Origin of the sequence: Virgisporangium aliadipatigenens, from assembly GCF_016863615.1 — a bacterium.
Classification (GTDB): domain Bacteria; phylum Actinomycetota; class Actinomycetes; order Mycobacteriales; family Micromonosporaceae; genus Virgisporangium; species Virgisporangium aliadipatigenens.
The window spans coordinates 95662-112124 of sequence record NZ_BOPF01000017.1; the positions used below are offsets into that span (position 1 = coordinate 95662).

General features: G+C 72.5%; 16 protein-coding genes and 1 pseudogene. 14 read left to right on the forward strand and 3 right to left on the reverse strand.

The genetic code is table 11. The features are described 5' to 3' along the window. Nucleotides 1-164 precede the first annotated feature (164 nt). The 9 genes from Val02_RS23285 to Val02_RS23325 all read left to right on the forward strand — a co-directional run bounded on the left by Val02_RS23285 (nt 165) and on the right by Val02_RS23325 (nt 10352). Nucleotides 165-2450, forward strand: a complete 2286-nt coding sequence (locus Val02_RS23285; RefSeq protein WP_203901289.1) for a hypothetical protein — start codon at nt 165-167, stop codon at nt 2448-2450. Between the two features lie 107 nt (nt 2451-2557). Further along, nucleotides 2558-3007, forward strand: a complete 450-nt coding sequence (locus tag Val02_RS23290; RefSeq protein ID WP_203901290.1) for a DUF948 domain-containing protein — start codon at nt 2558-2560, stop codon at nt 3005-3007. Nucleotides 3008-3016: 9 nt separating this feature from the next. Then, a complete protein-coding gene (locus Val02_RS23295) occupies nt 3017-3286 on the forward strand; it encodes a hypothetical protein (RefSeq protein WP_203901291.1) in 270 nt (89 codons plus the stop codon). Continuing rightward, nucleotides 3283-5970, forward strand: coding sequence for an alanine--tRNA ligase (gene alaS, locus Val02_RS23300; RefSeq protein ID WP_203901292.1), 2688 nt, complete (start codon nt 3283-3285; stop codon nt 5968-5970). Before Val02_RS23295 ends, alaS begins: the two co-directional genes overlap by 4 nt. A gap of 94 nt (nt 5971-6064) precedes the next feature. Beyond that, nucleotides 6065-6541 (forward strand): Holliday junction resolvase RuvX, encoded by a 477-nt coding sequence (gene ruvX, locus Val02_RS23305; RefSeq protein ID WP_203901293.1) that lies wholly within the window; start codon nt 6065-6067, stop codon nt 6539-6541. Continuing rightward, complete coding sequence (gene mltG / locus Val02_RS23310; protein ID WP_239153275.1) at nt 6538-7749, forward strand: endolytic transglycosylase MltG; 1212 nt, start codon at nt 6538-6540, stop codon at nt 7747-7749. Before ruvX ends, mltG begins: the two co-directional genes overlap by 4 nt. Before the next feature lie 49 nt (nt 7750-7798). Then, the gene (locus Val02_RS23315) at nt 7799-8611 is read left to right on the forward strand and encodes a shikimate dehydrogenase (protein ID WP_203901294.1); all 813 of its coding nucleotides are present in this window, start codon (nt 7799-7801) and stop codon (nt 8609-8611) included. Between the two features lie 24 nt (nt 8612-8635). Next, complete coding sequence (gene aroC / locus Val02_RS23320) at nt 8636-9814, forward strand: chorismate synthase (RefSeq protein ID WP_203901295.1); 1179 nt, start codon at nt 8636-8638, stop codon at nt 9812-9814. 40 nt (nt 9815-9854) lie between these two features. Beyond that, entirely contained in the window at nt 9855-10352 is a 498-nt protein-coding gene (locus Val02_RS23325; RefSeq protein ID WP_203901296.1) for a shikimate kinase, read from the forward strand. Between the two features lie 49 nt (nt 10353-10401). Here the strand turns inward: Val02_RS23325 and Val02_RS23330 are convergent, their stop codons facing one another. Then, the gene (locus Val02_RS23330) at nt 10402-10545 is read right to left on the reverse strand and encodes a hypothetical protein (protein WP_203901297.1); all 144 of its coding nucleotides are present in this window, start codon (nt 10543-10545) and stop codon (nt 10402-10404) included. Between the two features lie 86 nt (nt 10546-10631). Here Val02_RS23330 and aroB point away from each other — a divergent pair, with 86 nt between their 5' ends. Next, entirely contained in the window at nt 10632-11687 is a 1056-nt protein-coding gene (gene aroB / locus Val02_RS23335; RefSeq protein WP_203901298.1) for a 3-dehydroquinate synthase, read from the forward strand. Between the two features lie 55 nt (nt 11688-11742). Further along, a complete protein-coding gene (aroQ, locus tag Val02_RS47550; RefSeq protein ID WP_239153276.1) occupies nt 11743-12180 on the forward strand; it encodes a type II 3-dehydroquinate dehydratase in 438 nt (145 codons plus the stop codon). Nucleotides 12181-12204: 24 nt separating this feature from the next. Here the strand turns inward: aroQ and mptB are convergent. Further along, a pseudogene (gene mptB / locus Val02_RS23340) lies at nt 12205-13770 on the reverse strand (polyprenol phosphomannose-dependent alpha 1,6 mannosyltransferase MptB); the annotation flags it as partial. A gap of 85 nt (nt 13771-13855) precedes the next feature. Here mptB and efp point away from each other — a divergent pair. The 3 genes from efp to Val02_RS23355 all read left to right on the forward strand — a co-directional run bounded on the left by efp (nt 13856) and on the right by Val02_RS23355 (nt 15704). Then, the gene (gene efp, locus Val02_RS23345) at nt 13856-14413 is read left to right on the forward strand and encodes an elongation factor P (protein ID WP_203901300.1); all 558 of its coding nucleotides are present in this window, start codon (nt 13856-13858) and stop codon (nt 14411-14413) included. A gap of 107 nt (nt 14414-14520) precedes the next feature. Next, nucleotides 14521-14925 (forward strand): transcription antitermination factor NusB, encoded by a 405-nt coding sequence (gene nusB, locus Val02_RS23350; protein WP_203901330.1) that lies wholly within the window; start codon nt 14521-14523, stop codon nt 14923-14925. A gap of 152 nt (nt 14926-15077) precedes the next feature. After that, the gene (locus Val02_RS23355; protein ID WP_203901301.1) at nt 15078-15704 is read left to right on the forward strand and encodes a hypothetical protein; all 627 of its coding nucleotides are present in this window, start codon (nt 15078-15080) and stop codon (nt 15702-15704) included. Nucleotides 15705-15776: 72 nt separating this feature from the next. Here Val02_RS23355 and bldD read toward each other — a convergent pair whose 3' ends face one another. Beyond that, nucleotides 15777-16265, reverse strand: coding sequence for a transcriptional regulator BldD (gene bldD, locus Val02_RS23360; protein ID WP_203901302.1), 489 nt, complete (start codon nt 16263-16265; stop codon nt 15777-15779). Nucleotides 16266-16463: the final 198 nt, after the last annotated feature.

Consider the following 16463-nt stretch of genomic DNA (forward strand, 5'->3'; position numbering starts at 1 on the left):
CGCATCGTCAGGTCCCCGGTGGCGCAAGCTACTCCGCCGACGGGCCGTCCGGTTCGCACCGGCTGGTGCCGGGCCACTCGGTCGACACGCCGTCCGGCTCGCATCGGCAGGTGCCGGGTGGGACGAGCTACTCGGCCGGTGGCGCCTCGGGTTCACATCGTCAGGTGCCGGCGGGACGCCGTCCTCCGGGCGGTGCGGCGTGGAACGATCCCGGGCACAGTCCGGACGAGGACACCCCGTCGGGTCGCCGGCGCCGCGCCGAGGGAGCCGGCGAACGCGACTGGGAGACCACCGGCCGGCGTCGCGTCGACGGTCCGCCGCCCGGCGACCCGGAGACGACCGGCGGCCGGCGCCGGGTCGACGGCCCGCCGCCCGGCGGTCCCGAATCGACGGTCGGCCGTCGGCGTGCGCAGGGCGGGCCGCCGGATTGGGAGACCACCGGTGCGCGTCGGGTGGACGGTACGCCGTCGGGTGATCCCGAGGTGACGGGTGGGCGGCGCCGTGTGGACGGTCCGCCGCCGGGGGATCCCGAGACGACCGGGGGGCGGCGGCGTGCCGAGGCCGGGCCGCCGGACTGGGAGACGACGGGTGGCCGACGCCGGGTCGACGGTTCGCCGCCCGGGGGGCCCGAGACCACGGGTGGGCGTCGCCGTGCCGCTCCGGAGCGGGAGGCGCCGACCGGCGCGCGTCGTCGGCCGGGGACGGACGTTCCCACGGCGTTCATCGCGCCGATGGACGGACCCGATACGCCGCCCGAGGAGACCACCGGCGGTCGCCGTCGCGCGGCCGACGACACTCCCACGGGCGCCCGCAGGCGGAACGTGGACGACAGCGGACGACCCGCACCAGGGGACGGCCCGGGGCGCCCGCAGCCCCGACCGACACCGGGACGGCCGGTGCCGGGTGCGCGTTCCGGCCCGCCCGCGCCGCGTCCCTCGCCCGCCGCCCCGCCGAACATCGCTTCCGTCCCGGCCCAGGGCGCGGCCCCCGTCGGCGGTGCCGCGTCCGGCTCCGTGCCGGTGGGTGCCACGGGCGCGGTGGCCGCTGCCCGGGTGGTGCCTCCCGGAACGCGCCCGGACGGTGCGCCCGGCTCCCGTAACGACACCCGCGGCGATGCCCCGGCGGGTCCCCCCGCGCCCCGGCCCGGTGGCGCCGGTGCGCGTCCCGACGGGCCCACCACGGGACGGGCCCGCCCCGGCGTCGCTCCGGCGCCCGGGGGCCGGACCGCGCCCCGCGCCTCCGCTGCCGCGCCGGTGCAGGCCCCGCCGGGCGGCCCTGCCGCGCCCGACGGCCCGCCGCTGTCCGGTCCGGGCCGTGGCGGCCCCGACGGTCCCGGCCGCCCCGACGACGTGCCGCACTCCGGCGGGCCCGGGCGTGGCCCGGGCGGTCCGGCGCGCGGCGGTGCCGCCGTCGGCCCCGCCGGCCCCGGCGGTCCGCCGCCCGGCCGTGGTCCGGACGGGCCGGTTCGTGGTGCCGCGCCGGTCGGTCCGGGTGGTCCTGGTCGTGGTGGGCCGGACGGGCCGAGCCGTGGTGCCGCGCCGGTCGGTCCGGGTGGCCCTGGTCGTGGTGGTCCCGACGGGCCGGTTCGTGGTGGTGCGGCGGTCGGTTCCGCGCATGGCGGTCCGGACGGGCCGGGGGGTCCCGGCACGGCCGGGGTGGCGTCCGTTCCGGGGCGGGCGGGCGGTGCGGTAGCGGCCGCGGCCGTCCCGGTGCCGCCCGTGCAGGCGAAGCCCGCCGAGCCGGCCGCACCCGCCCCGCCGCCGCTGTTGGGCGAGATCCCGTCGCCGATCGCCGACGACCAGACCCCGCTGGATCAGGCGCCCGACCTGACCATCGAGAAGGATCCGTCGCAGATCGGCGTCATCAGCGGCGAGCGGGAGATCCGCAGCCGGCGCGCCGAGGTGGGCGTCGACTTCGACCAGGCGCGCCGGTTCAAGATGTTGACGATGATGCTGATCGTGCTGGCCATCCTCGGGGCGCCGCTGACCGTGTACATCATGCGGGAGGCGACCAGGGACCCGGTGTTCGTCGGCCTGGACGCGCTCGAACTGCCGAAGGACATGTCACTGAGTCCGCAGGACACCGCGAACGGCAGCCGCTGGTGCATCAACGAGTGCCGGTTCCGTCAACGGGTCTACCAGTCGGAGCAGAACCCGGAACCGACGCACGCGGCGTACGAGAAGGCGCTGCGCGCGGCGGGCTGGCTGCCCTGGAAGGCCGCCGGCTGTCCGGCCGGGGAGATCGCCGGCACCAAGGAGTCCTGCTGGCAGCGCGACGAGTACGTGCTGGACCTGTGGGTGCACCAGGAACGGTGCGAGGTCGACCTGAACGCCCCGGCCCAGGATCAACCCGGCGCGAACCCGAAAACGACGGTGGAGTGCCCGAAGACGGAGATCTCTCTCAAGGTCATCAACCGGATCGCCTATCGCCCGCCGGCCGGTGGCGCCTAGGACACACCCGCGCGTGTCCAGCGAAAACCGCGTGCCCTGAAGAGCGAACGTCCACTACGGACGGTAGGGTCTGCACGGTTGACGGATAGCGCGGGAAGGTGAGTGGCGTGACGCCTACGGAAATTGCCGCACTGGTGGCGGCGATCGCGTTCGCGGTCCTGGTGGTGGCGCTGGCGGTGCCGATCCTGCGGTTGCGGCACACGGTTGACGCGGCCACCAAGGCGATGCGGGACGTCGCCGACCAGACGGGTCCGCTGCTGACGTCGGTCAACACCACGATCGGCAATGTCAATACGGCTCTCACGCAGGTGCACACCTCGCTCGACGGGGTCAACCTGCAGCTGGCCCGGGTGGACGCGATCAGCAACAACGTTCAGCACATCAGCACCAACGTCGCGAACCTGTCCACTGTGGTCAGTGCCGCCGCGGCCAACCCGCTGGTGAAGGTGGCGGCGTTCGGCTACGGCGTGCGCAAGGCGGCCGCGGGCCGGCGCCAGGCCGACGAGGACAAGGCGGTGCGCGCGGAGCTGCGCCGCCGGCGCAAGCAGAAGGTGTAGGGGGCGACGATGCGCCGGTTGTTGTGGCTCGGGGTGGGCCTCGCGGTCGGGGGACTGGTGTTCCGGGCGATGTCGAAGAAGGCTCAGGCGTTCACGCCGGAGGGCATCGCGGGTTCGGTGCAGCAATCCGCTGTCGGCCTGCTGGAGTCCGTCCGTACCTTTGTGGACGACGTGCGCGAGGGCATGGCCGAGCGGGAGGCGGAGATCCACGCCGCCATCGCGGAGGGGCTCATCCTCGACGAGGAACTCAATCCTGAGGAAGGCATCGACTACCGATGAGAACAGCGGAGATCAAGCGGCGGTTCCTGGGCCACTTCGAGCAGGCCGGACACGCCGTGGTCCCGAGTGCTCCGCTCCCCGCGATCGACGACCCCAACCTGCTGTTCATCAACGCCGGCATGGTGCAGTTCGTGCCGTTCTTCCTGGGGCAGCGCACCCCGCCGTGGCCGCGGGCGACCAGCGTGCAGAAGTGCATCCGCACGCCGGACATCGACGAGGTGGGCAAGACCACCCGGCACGGCACGTTCTTCCAGATGAACGGCAACTTCTCGTTCGGCGACTACTTCAAGGAAGACGCGATCACCCTCGCGTGGGACCTGTCGACGAAGTCGTTGGACCGGGGCGGCTACGGGTTGGACCCGGAGAAGATCTGGGTGACGACGTATCTCGACGACGACGAGGCGATCGAGATCTGGCACAAGACCGTCGGCCTGCCGATGGACCGGATCGTGCGCCGCGGCAAGGCGGACAACTACTGGTCGATGGGCATTCCCGGCCCGTGCGGCCCGTGTTCGGAGCTGTACTACGACCGGGGCCCCGACTACGGCCGCGAGGGCGGGCCGGAGGTCGACGAGGACCGGTACATGGAGTTTTGGAACCTCGTCTTCATGCAGTACGAGCGGGGTCCGGGCGCCGGCAAGGAGGACTTCCCGATCCTCGGCGAACTGCCGGCGAAGAACATCGACACCGGCATGGGCCTGGAGCGGATGTCGACCCTGATGCAGGGCGTCGACAACCTGTACGAGATCGACGAGACGCGGCCGATCCTGGACAAGGCGGCGGAGCTGACCGGTAAGCGCTACGGCGCGCACTCGGGGCACGCGGCCAGCGAGAGCCACCCGGACGACGTGCGGCTGCGGGTGATCGCGGACCACGTGCGCACCGCGCTGATGGTGATCGCCGACGGGGTGACGCCCTCCAACGAGGGGCGCGGCTACGTGCTGCGCCGCATCATGCGCCGGGCGATCCGCAGCGTGCGCCTGCTCGGGTTCCAGGAGCCGGCGTTGCCGCTGCTGCTGCCGGTGGCGCGGGACTGCATGGCGCCGTCTTACCCCGAGGTGGCGGACGACTACGACCGGATCTCCTCGTACGCGTACGCGGAGGAGGAGGCGTTCCTGTCGACGCTGCGGCAGGGCACGACGATCCTGGACGTGGCGGTCGCCGAGACGAAGAAGACCGGCGGGCAGACGCTCAGCGGCGACAAGGCGTTCCAGCTGCACGACACGTACGGCTTCCCGATCGACCTGACCCTGGAGATCGCGGCCGAGCAGGGGCTGGCGGTCGACACGGAGGGGTTCCGCCGGCTGATGGCGGAGCAGCGCACCCGGGCGAAGGCGGACGCGCAGGCCCGCAAGACGGGGCACGCGGACCTGTCGTCGTACCGGTCGGTGCTGGACGCCGGCGGCGCGGTGACGTTCGTCGGCTACCAGGACGTGGCGCGCGAGACGGTGGCGCGGGCGGTGCTCGACGCGCAGGGCGCCCCGCTGGCCGCCGCGGGTGAGGGCACGGCCGTCGAGGTGGTGCTGGACACCACGCCGTTCTACGCGGAGGGCGGTGGCCAGCAGCCGGACCAGGGCGTGATCACGTTCGCGGGCGGTGGGCAGGTGACCGTTCATGACGTGCAGACGCCGGTGCCGGGGCTGGTGGTGCACCGCGGGAAGGTGACCCGGGGCGAGGTCCGCCCGGGCGAGCAGGCGTACGCCGAGATCGACGTGACGCGCCGGCGGGCGATCTCCCGTTCGCACACGGCGACGCACCTGATCCACCAGACGATGCGCTCCTTCCTCGGCGAGTCGGCGACGCAGGCCGGTTCGCTCAACGCGCCGGGGCGGTTGCGGTTCGACTTCAACACCCCGGGCGCGGTCACGCCGTCGGTGCTGCACGACGTGGAGCAGCAGGTCAACGAGGTGCTGATGGACGACCTCGAGGTCCGGGCGTTCGTCACGACGCAGGAGCAGGCTCGCAAGATCGGGGCCATGGCGCTCTTCGGCGAGAAGTACGGCGACGAGGTGCGGGTCGTCGAGGTCGGGGATTATGCGCGGGAACTGTGCGGAGGCACGCACGCGGCCCGTTCGGGCCAGCTCGGGCTGGTGAAGATCCTGCACGAGTCGTCGATCGGCTCCGGGGTGCGCCGCGTCGAGGCCCTGGTCGGGATGGACGCGTTCGGGTTCCTCGCGAAGGAGCACCTGCTGGTGTCGCGGCTCGCGGACCTGTACCGCGTGCCGCTTTCCGGCGTGGGCGAACGGGTCGAGCAGACCATCGCCCAGCTGCGCGACGCGGAACGGGAGCTGGAGAAGCTGCGGGCGCAGATCGTGCTGGCCGGTGCGGGCAATCTGGCGGACCAGGCGAAGGACCTCGGCGGGGTGGGCTACGTCGGCACCGAGGCGCCGGAGGGCGCGGGCGGCAACGACGTGCGCACGCTGGCGCAGGACATCCGGGGCAAGATCCCGGCGGGCCGGCCGGGGGTCGTGGCGGTCGTGTCGCGCGCCAACGGCAAGGCGGCCCTGGTCGTGGCGGTGAACGCGGCGGCCAAGGAGCGCGGCCTGTCCGCCGCTGACCTGGTCAAGGGAGCGCTGTCCGGCCGGGGTGGCGGCAACGCCGATCTGGCCCAGGGCGGCGGCCTGCCCGCGGCGGAGGCACCGGCGCTGCTGGCGGCCGTCGAGAAGGCGATCGCCGGCACGTGATGCGGCGAGACGACGCACGGGGCGGCGTTCACCGAAAGGTGGGCGCCGCTTCGGCGTTCGATGGAATGTCCTTTTTGCTCTTTTGGACTGCCTCGTGACCGGGTGGACGCGGGGGGTCCGTCTGGCCGTCGACGTCGGCACTGTCCGGATCGGGGTGGCGCGCTGCGACCCGGACGGGATTCTCGCGACGCCCGTCTCAACCGTCGCCCGGGCGGCTGCGACCACGCGGACGTCCCCTGAAAGTTTCACGCAGATCCCGTCGGATATGACGGAAATCAAGCGACTTGTCGAAGAGTACGAAGCGGTACAAGTGATTGTTGGGATGCCGATCACGCTGGGCGGGGTCGAACGACAGGCCGCCGCGGCCGTGAGAGAGTACGCTGCGGCGCTGGCGACCCTGATCGATCCGGTGCCGGTCGTCTTCACCGACGAGAGGATGTCCACAGCCGTCGCTGCGCGTAGGCTGTCCGAGCGCGGCGTCCGAGGACGTCGGCAGCGTGCTGTGGTCGATCAGGCGGCCGCGGTGGAGATCCTGCAAAGCTGGCTCGACACGCAGCGGAGGCGGACGTGAGGATTGACGAGCACGAGCTCGATCTGTCGTGGGAGGACGACGAGCGGCCACGCCATCGTCACCGGCGCGGCGGCGCACAGCCCCCCGCGGACCGGGGCAGTTCGGAGAAGGGTCGGGGCGGGCGCACCGCCGTCGCCCTGTTGCTGGTTCTGCTGATCATGGGTCTGCTCGGCGGCGGTGCCTGGTACGGGTTCGACAAGGCCCGCGACTTCTTCGCCGTCCCGGACTACAACTCCGGCGGCGCGGGCGAGACGCAGTTCGAGGTGAAGTCGGGCTCGACGGCGGCGCAGATCGGCACCGACCTGACGACCGCCGGCGTGGTGAAGAGCCAGAAGGCGTTCGTCGAGGCCGCGAAGAAGAACGCGCGCAGCAAGGACATCCAGCCGGGCTTCTACAAGATGCGGCTGAAGATGCGCGCCGCCGACGCCCTGTCGCTGCTGCTCGACCTCAACAACAAGGTCCAGAGCAAGGTCACCATCCCCGAGGGGAAGACCACGTTCGAGATCTACGAGCTGCTCGCCAAGGGGACGAACATCCCCGTGCAGCAGTTCAAGGACGCGGCCAAGGATCCGAAGGCGCTCGGCGTGCCGGACTTCTGGTACACGCGGTTCGACAAGAAGGAGTCGGCCAAGGGCGTCGAGGGCTTCCTGTTCCCGCAGACCTACCAGTTCAACCCGGGGGTCACGGCGCAGCAGGTGCTCAAGGAGATGGTCCAGCACTTCCTCGACGTGGCCGCCAAGGTCGACTTCGTGAAGAAGCTGGAGGCGGCGGGCAACCAGTTCAGCCCGTACGAGGCGCTGATCCTGGCGTCGCTGTCCCAGGCGGAGGCCGGTGTGGCCGAGGACCTCGGCAAGATCTCCCGGGTCGGCTACAACCGGATCAAGAAGAAGAACATGCCGCTGGAGTACGACGTCACCACCAACTACTGGCTCCAGCTCAACGGCAAGCCGAAGAAGGCCTCCAAGGACCTGACCGACGCCGAGATGACGGACCCGAAGAACAACTACAGCACCCACGGCAAGCTGGGTCTGCCCCCGGGTCCGATCTGCAGCCCGGGCGAGGCGGCCCTGGTCAGCGCCGTGGAGCCGACCCCGGGTGACTGGATCTTCTTCGTCGCGGTCGACAAGGAAGGCCACTCGAAGTTCGCCACGACCGACGCCGAGCACCAGAAGAACGTGCAAGAGGCGAAGAAGAACGGGGTCCTGTGAGCAGCAAGGCGCGCAGCTTGCGAGCACCGCTGTCGCGAACCGGTCAGCAATGATCAACAGGAGCGCTGCCGTCCTGGGGCAACCCGTCGCGCATTCGCTCTCGCCCGCGCTGCACACCGCCGGGTACGCCGCCGCCGGGCTCACCGGCTGGGCGTACACGGCGGTGGAGTGCGCCGAGGACGAACTGGCGCCGTTCGTCGGCGGGCTGGGGCCGGAGTGGGCCGGGCTGTCCCTGACCATGCCGCTGAAGTCGGTCGCGCTCACGGTCGCCACCGAGGTCGACCCGTTGGCGCGGGCGCTCGGTGCGGCCAACACGCTGGTGCGCACCGACACCGGCTGGACGGCGTACAACACCGACGCGCCGGGCATGACGGACGCGCTCGGCTGGGCGGGCGTCACCGGTGCGCAGCGGATCGCCGTCCTGGGCGGCGGCGGGACCGCGCGTGCGGCGCTCGGCGCGGCCCGCGACCTGGGTGCCGAGGTGGTGCTCTACGTGCGGCGACCCGAGGCCGCCGAGGAACTGCGCCCCGTCGCCCACGCGCTCGGCGTGCCGTTCGTGGTGGAGGGGTGGGGCCGGGCGCAGGACGCCGTCACGGCCGACGTCGTCATCTCCACCGCGCCGAAGGGCGCCGCCGACGCGCTGGCCGTCGCGGCGTGGTCCGCGGAGACCGTGGTCTTCGACGTCGTCTACGACCCGTGGCCGACCGCGCTCGCCGCCGGTGCGCAGCGGGCCGGGTGCCGCGTCGTCAGCGGACTCGACCTCCTGCTGGCCCAGGGCGTGCGGCAGTTCACGCTGTTCACGGGCGTCGATGCGCCGGTATCCGACATGCGGGCCGCCCTGGAGGGCGCTGCCGGCCGGTAGGCGCGCCATGACACACTGGCGCGCGTGTTTCGGTGGCTGACCGCGGGCGAATCGCACGGACCCGCGCTGGTGGCGGTACTCGACGGCGTTCCGGCCGGGGTCGAGGTGACCAGCGACGACCTGCGCAAGGATCTGGCACGCCGGCGCCTGGGCTACGGCCGCGGCGCCCGGATGGCGTTCGAGCAGGACGAGATCGAGATCATCGGCGGGCTGCGCCACGGGGTCACCCTCGGCAGCCCGGTGGCGGTCCGGATCGGCAACTCGGAGTGGCCCAAGTGGGAGACCGTCATGGCGGCCGACCCGGTCGACCCCGAGGAGCTCGCCGGCCAGGCCCGTAACGCGCCGCTGACCCGCCCGCGGCCCGGGCACGCCGACCTCGCCGGCATGCAGAAGTACGGGCACACCGACGCCCGGCCGATCCTGGAGCGGGCCAGCGCCCGCGAGACCGCCGCGCGGGTGGCCGTCGGGGCGGTCGCGAAGGCGCTGATCAAGCAGACGCTCGGGATCGACATCGTCTCCCACGTGGTGGAGCTGGGCTCGGTCGCCGTCAAGGCCGGCCTGCAGCCGCACCCGGAGGACTTCGACCGGATCGACGCCGACCCGCTGCGCTGCCTCGACCCCGAGGCCAGTGCGCGGATGGTCGAGGAGGTCGACGCCGCGAAGAAGGACGCCGACACGCTCGGTGGGATCGTCGAGGTGCTCGCTTACGGCGTTCCCCCGGGACTTGGTAGTCATGTGCAGTGGGACCGCAAGCTCGACGCGCGGCTGGCCACGGCGCTCATGTCGATCCAGGCGATCAAGGGTGTGGAGATCGGCGACGCCTTCACCCAGGCGCGGTCGCGCGGCTCGGCCGCGCACGACGAGATCGTCCCGACGCCGGAGGGCGTGCGGCGGGTGACCGACCGCGCCGGCGGCCTGGAGGGCGGCATCACCTCGGGCGAGCCGCTGCGGGTCCGCGCGGCGATGAAGCCGATCTCCTCGCTCAACCGGGCGCTGCAGACCGTGGACGTCACCTCGGGCGAACCGGCCACCGCCATCAACCAACGCTCCGACGTGTGTGCGGTGCCGGCCGCGGCGGTCGTCGCCGAGGCGATGGTGGCGCTGGTGCTGGCCGAGGCGGCGACGGAGAAGTTCGGCGGCGACTCGGTGGTGGAGATCCGCCGCAACGTGGCCGGCTACCTCGACAACCTCTTCATCAGGTGAGCGCGCGGCGGGGCGGCACGACGCTGCGTGGGGAGCACTGATGGGGCCGCGGGCCGTTCTCGTCGGGGTGATGGGGGCGGGGAAGACCACGGTCGGCGTGCTGCTGGCCGAGGCACTCGGCGTGCCGTTCCGGGACACCGACACCGACATCGAGGCCACCGCCGGCAAGCCGATCTCCGACATCTTCGTGCAGGACGGCGAGGAGCACTTCCGGGCGCTGGAACGCGAGGCCGTCGCGACCGCGCTGGCCGGCTTCGGCGGCGTGCTCGCCCTCGGCGGCGGCGCGATCCTGGCGCCGGAGAACAGGGCGGCGCTGCGCGGTCACCCGGTCGTGTACCTGGAGGTCGACCTCTCCGACGCGATCTCACGGGTCGGCCTCGGTGCCGGCCGGCCGCTGCTGGCGATCAACCCGCGGGCGACCCTGAAGCACCTGCTCGACCAGCGCCGGCCGCTGTACGAGGAGGTGGCGACCGTGGTGGTGAAGACGGGCGGCCGCACGCCCGAGGAGGTCACCGCCGAGGTGGTGCGGGCGCTGTAGCGGCCTCGGGCCGTTCGGCCGTGGTGCGGGAGTGTCGCTGGGGGCGGCGTCAGCGCCGAGGTGGTGCGGGCGCTGTAGCGGCCTCGGGCCGTTCGGCCGGTCGGGTCTCGTCGCTGTCGGGGCCGCGCAGCGGCTGGCCGCCGGGTGAGCCGAGCACGATCGCCGCCAGGAGTGCCGCTCGCCGGTCCCGCATGTCCGACCTCCAGGTTCCCGCTAGTTATGGGATGGGACGCGGCGCGGTGCCGTTCGGTTCCGCCGGTGTGGAAGACTTCCCAGCCGATGGAGACCGTTATCGAGGTGCCCGGCGACCGTCCGTACGACGTGGTGGTGGGGCGTGATCTGCTCGCCGCGCTGCCACGACTGGTGGCCGGTGCCGCACAGACCGCCGTACTCTACGCCGCGCCGCTTCGGGCGCACGCCGACCGGATCGCCGCGTTGCTGCGCGACGCCGGCATCGCGCCGCTGCCGCTGGAGGTGCCCGACGCCGAGGCCGGCAAGACCATCGAGGTCGCCGCCCGGTGCTGGGACGAGCTGGGCGCCGCCCGGTTCACCCGCACGGACGCCGTGGTGGCCGTCGGCGGGGGCGCCGTCACCGACCTGGGCGGCTTCGTCGCCGCGTGCTGGCTGCGGGGCGTGCCGGTCGTGCACGTGCCGACCAGCCTGCTCGGCATGGTCGACGCGGCCGTCGGCGGGAAGACCGGGGTCAACACGGCCGCGGGCAAGAACCTGGTCGGGGCGTTCCATCCGCCGGCGGGTGTGCTGTGCGACCTGTCCACGTTGGACACCCTCCCCAGAGCGGATCTGGTCGCGGGGCTGGCCGAGGTGATCAAGTGCGGGTTCATCGCGGATCCGATTATTTTGGAACGCTGTGAGTCCGGCGACCCCACCGGCGCGCACCTGGCGGAGCTGGTCGAGCGGGCCATCCGGGTCAAGGCCGACGTGGTCTCGGGCGACCTGCGGGAGTCCGGCCGGCGCGAGATCCTCAACTACGGCCACACGCTCGCGCACGCCATCGAAAAGGTCGAGGGCTACCGCTGGCGGCACGGCGACGCGGTGTCGGTGGGCCTCGTGTACGCGGCGGCGCTGGCCGGGGCGGCCGGCCGGCTGGATCCCGCGTCGGTGGCCCGGCACCGGGAGATCCTGACCCGGATGGGGCTGCCGGTGAGCTACCGCGCGGACGCGTTCGACGAACTGCTGTCGGTGATGCGGGTCGACAAGAAGGCCCGGGGCAACAAACTCCGCTTCATCGTGCTGGACGCGATCGGCGAACCGTCCACACTGGACGGTCCGAGCGACGACCTGCTCCGCGCCGCCTACGCGGCGGTGACCGCATGAGCGCGCGACGGTCCGGCACCTCAGGCGCCGGCACGGCGCTTGCGCGGGAGACATCATGAAGGTGCTCGTGCTCAACGGGGTCAACCTCGGCCGGCTCGGCACCCGGCAGGTGGACGTCTACGGGCTGACCAGCTACGCGGATCTCGTTCAGAGCTGCGTCGAGCTCGGCGCCGAGCTGGGGCTCGACGTCGAGGTGCGCCAGACCGACGCCGAGCACGAGATGATCGGCTGGATCCACGAGGCGGCCGACACCGGCGCGGCGGTGGTGCTCAACCCGGCCGCCTGGTCGCACTACTCGATCGCGCTACGCGACGCCTGTGCGCTGCTGCGCTGGCCGCTGATCGAGGTGCACATCTCCAACATCCACGCCCGGGAGGAGTTCCGGCACCACTCGGTGATCTCCGCGGTCGCCCGCGGCGTGATCTGCGGTCTCGGCATCGAGGGCTACCACCTCGCGCTTCGGTACGTCGCCGCGCAGCAGGGCCGGGAGTAGCCCCGCCGGGCGCAGCGACGCGAGCGCCAGCCCGGCCCCGACGAACGCCCCGACGACCTGCGCCGGCCCGGGGGAGTCGCCCATCGGCTGGAGCAGGAACGTCAGCACCGCGCTCACCAGGATCGCCGGGCGCAGCATCCGCCGGTCGGCCGTGCCGGCGGCGAGCGGCACGGTGCCCCAGATCAGGTACCAGGGGTGCACCACCGGCCCGAACACCACGACGGCGCACAGCGCGATCCCCAGCCCGGCGACCGGCGGCTTCCTCCGCAGCGCCCGGCCGACGGTGACCACGACCGCCGCGAACCCGACCACGCGGGCGGCCTCGATGGAGCGTTCGAAATCGGCGACGCCGAGCACGTGCGGCAGCCACCCGAACGCGTACCCGAGGTCGGTGCTGAGCGACAGGCCGTTGTGCACGACGGCCGGGGTGCGCAGCGCGCCGATCCAGCCGTAGCCGAGCCCGGTGAACTCGGTGACGGCGACCGTCGTGACGACTCCGACCAGGCCGAGCCTGGCGGCGGTCCGCACGAGCACCCGCGCCCCGGCTCCCCGGCCGGCCCGCAGGCGTTCCGCGACCCGACCGGCGCGTGACCGTCCCGACTCCCGGACGGCGGCGGGCGGGCCCGACTCCCCGCCGGCCCCGGGTGGGTCCGGCACCCGGCCGGCGGCGGGTGGGCCTTGCTCCCGGCGGGACCCGGGCGGCCCGGCGTCCCGGCCGGCGAGCAGCGGAACGGCGAACAGCAGCGCCAGCCCGGCCGGCGCCTTGACCAGGGCGGCGAGGGTCAGCGCCACGGCGCCGCGGGTGGCCCGCCCGCGCAGCACCAGCACCAGCCCGGTGACCATGAGCCCGACCATCAGCGCGTCGTTGTGCATGCCGGCGACGAGATGGACGATCACCAGCGGGTTGAGCACGCCGAGCCACAGGGCGCCGGAGGGGTCGACGCCGGTGCGCCGGGCGAGGATCGGCACGAACCGCACCATCAGCGCCACCCCGGCGAGCGCCACGATCCGCACGGCCACGACGCCCGCGAGCCCGTACCCGTCGGTGAACGTGTCGGCGACGGCGGCCAGCGCCAGGAACACCGGCCCGTAGGGCGCCGGCGTGTACTGCCAGATCGGCGGCACGTCGAGGGAAGCCACCCCGCCGAGGACCGCCGGTCCGAAGACGTACGGGTCGAGCCCGTCGCGGACCATCGCGCCCTGCGCCAGGTAGCTGTAGGCGTCCCGGCTGAACATCGGCGGTGCCAGCAGCAGCGGCGCGCACCAGCAGGCCAGCGTGACGGCGAGGTCCCGGGGCCGGGGCAGGGCGGCACCGAGCCGCAGCCACGCGGAGACCAGCAGCACCAGCCCGGCGTAGACGACACCGACCGCCAGTCCGGGAACGGCGTGCAGTTCGCGGACGAGGGGCAACTGCGCGTATGGATCGACGACCGACAGCGCACCGGCCGCCACGCCCCCGACGGCGATCAGTGCGGTGCCCGCCGTGCCGAGCCACCGGCAGGTGAACGGGTCCGGTTCGGGGCGCACCCGGGCACCCTGCCCGGAGAAGGTGTCGCCGCGGTGACCCTGGATGTCGCGCCGGGTGAACATCGGGCCTGGCGCGCGGTGCCGGCCCGGCGCCGGTACACTTGCGCGGGCTTTTAGCAGCGGAACGGAAGTAGGGAACCCCACCGGTATGGCCACCACCAACGACCTGAAGAACGGTCTCGTGCTCAACCTCGACGGCGGGCTGTGGTCCGTTGTCGAATTCCAGCACGTCAAGCCAGGCAAGGGCGGGGCCTTCGTCCGGACCACGCTGAAGAACGTGCTCTCCGGCAAGGTCGTCGACAAGACGTTCAACGCCGGCACCAAGGTCGAGACGGCGACCGTCGACAAGCGCACCATGCAGTACCTGTACGCCGACGGCGACGACTTCATCTTCATGGACCTGGACACCTACGACCAGATCCCGGTCCCGGCCGCCACCGTGGGTGACGCCGCCAACTACCTGCTGCCCGAGGCGGAGGTGATCGTGGCGACGCACGAGGGTGTGCCGCTGTACACCGAGCTGCCGGCGAGCGTGGTTCTGGAGATCACCTACACCGAGCCGGGCCTGCAGGGCGACCGTTCGACCGGTGGCAACAAGCCGGCGACGCTGGAGACCGGCGCGACGGTCAACGTGCCGCTGTTCATCACCACCGGCGAGAAGATCAAGGTCGACACGCGGGACGGCCGTTACCTCGGACGCGCCTGATGACCTCTGGCGACTACTCCCTGCCGGAGTATGTCGAGCTGGATCCCGATCCCGCGGAGAGCGGCGAGGCGCGGCCGGGGCCCGACGCGAGCATGCCGGCGGGCAACCTGTCGTCCCGCCGCAAGGCCCGTAAGCGCGCGCTCGACGTGCTGTACGAGGCTGACCTGCGCGACGCGGAGATCCGGCCGACCCTGGAGACGTACCTGGGCCGGCTGGAGCCGAAGCCGGATCACCTGGCGTACACCGTGCGCCTGGTCGAGGGCGTCGCCGGGCACCGGGACCGGATCGACGAGGTGATCTCCTCGTACGCGGAGGGCTGGACGCTGGACCGGATGCCGGTCGTCGACCGCAACCTGGCCCGCATCGCCGTGTTCGAGCTGCTCTACGCCGACGACATCGATTCGCCGGTGGCGATCACCGAGGCGGTCGAACTGGCGAAGGCGCTCTCCACGGACGACTCGCCCCGCTTCCTCAACGGCGTTCTCGGTCGCATCGCCGAGTACGCCGCCTGAGCCCCCCGGGGCACTGGACCGGAGCGCAGCGGAGGGAAGCCGCCGTGGGGCGGAGCCGTGCACTGAGCGGGAAGCACTGATCGGGGGGACTGCCCGCGGCGTGCGCGCATCGGCCACAATGGTGCTCCCATGCGCGGTGAGGCGAGGGTGTGATGGTGACGTCGACGGGTCGGCCGCAGGAGTCGCACCACTCCGTCCGTACCCGCCGGACGCTGGCGCTCGGTGCGCTGGCGGTGGCGGTGGTGATCGCGGCGGCGTCGGCCAGTGTCGCCGTTCTCGGGTTCGACATGGGGCGGGATCGGGAGTCCGCCGGCCCGCCCGCCGGAGCGGTGGCGTCGCCGTCGGAGTCCGCCCCGGCGGCGCCCGGTGGCACGTTCGGCCCGGGGGCGCCGTCGCGGTCGACGGGTGTGCAGCAGTCGCCGGAGCCGCCCCGGCCGCGTGAGGTGCGGCTGTCGAAGGAGATCGTCAGCGTCGACCTCGACACCGACCGCAGCCCGGCCGGCGTGGGGGCCGATCTGACGTTCCAGCCCACGCATCTGCAGGCGTGGGACAGGGCGTTGCAGGTGCGCGGCACCGGCCCGCCGGTGAATCCGGACAGTTGCCAGGCGTCACCGGGGACGTGGCTGTACGTGGTCGACGCGGGCCAGCTCACCCGCGGATTGATGCTCTGCGTGCGCACCGACCAGGACCGCTACGGCACGCTCACCGTCACCGACGTGGTGCCCGGCCGGGACACGCCGCTGGAGTCGGTCAGCTTCATCTACACGCTGCTCGGTTAGCGTTCACATCGCCGCCATGGACGCCAAAGGGCCGCCCCCGGCCGGGACGACCCCTTTGTTGTCAGCGGTGAATCAGGAGGCGAACAGCGAGCGCGGGTCGGTGACCAGCACCCCGTGCTCGTTGAGCCGCTCGACCAGGCTCGACGTCGACTCGTCGTACACGATGGCCAGCGCCCGCAGGTCGTCGGCCCGGATGGAGAGCACGCGACCGTTGTAGTCGCCGCGCTGCTGCTGGATCGCCCGGGCGTACCGGGCCACGTACTGCAGATCGTCGCCGGAGGCGTCGTAGAGCTTCTCCAGGTCGAGCACGATCTTGCCGGCGGACTCGTGGCGGACGCCGCTGCCCTCGGGCAGGAGCTCGGCCACCGGAACCCGGTAGAACTCGGCCAGCTCGGCGAGGCGGGACACGGTGACGGCCCGGTCTCCCCGCTCGTACGAACCGACGACGACGGCCTTCCAACGCCCGGCCGACTTCTCCTCGACGCCCTGCAGGGAGAGGCCCTGCTGCTGGCGAATGGAGCGCAGACGGGCTCCGAGGGACTTGGCGTACTCAGACGGCATACGGACACTCCCAGTTACTGTGCCGAGGGTGGTTCCCCGCGATCGCTACGGAGCGTGACCGTAACCGGGTTGGCACCAGCGGTCAAGGGGTGTGACGAAACAGATCCGCTCAACGGGCCTGTCAATGGGCTGAGCGGCAGGCCCGACGGTAGGCTGTCGGGCGTTCGGCATCCTTTAACGACCCGTCCCGTGAGGCGG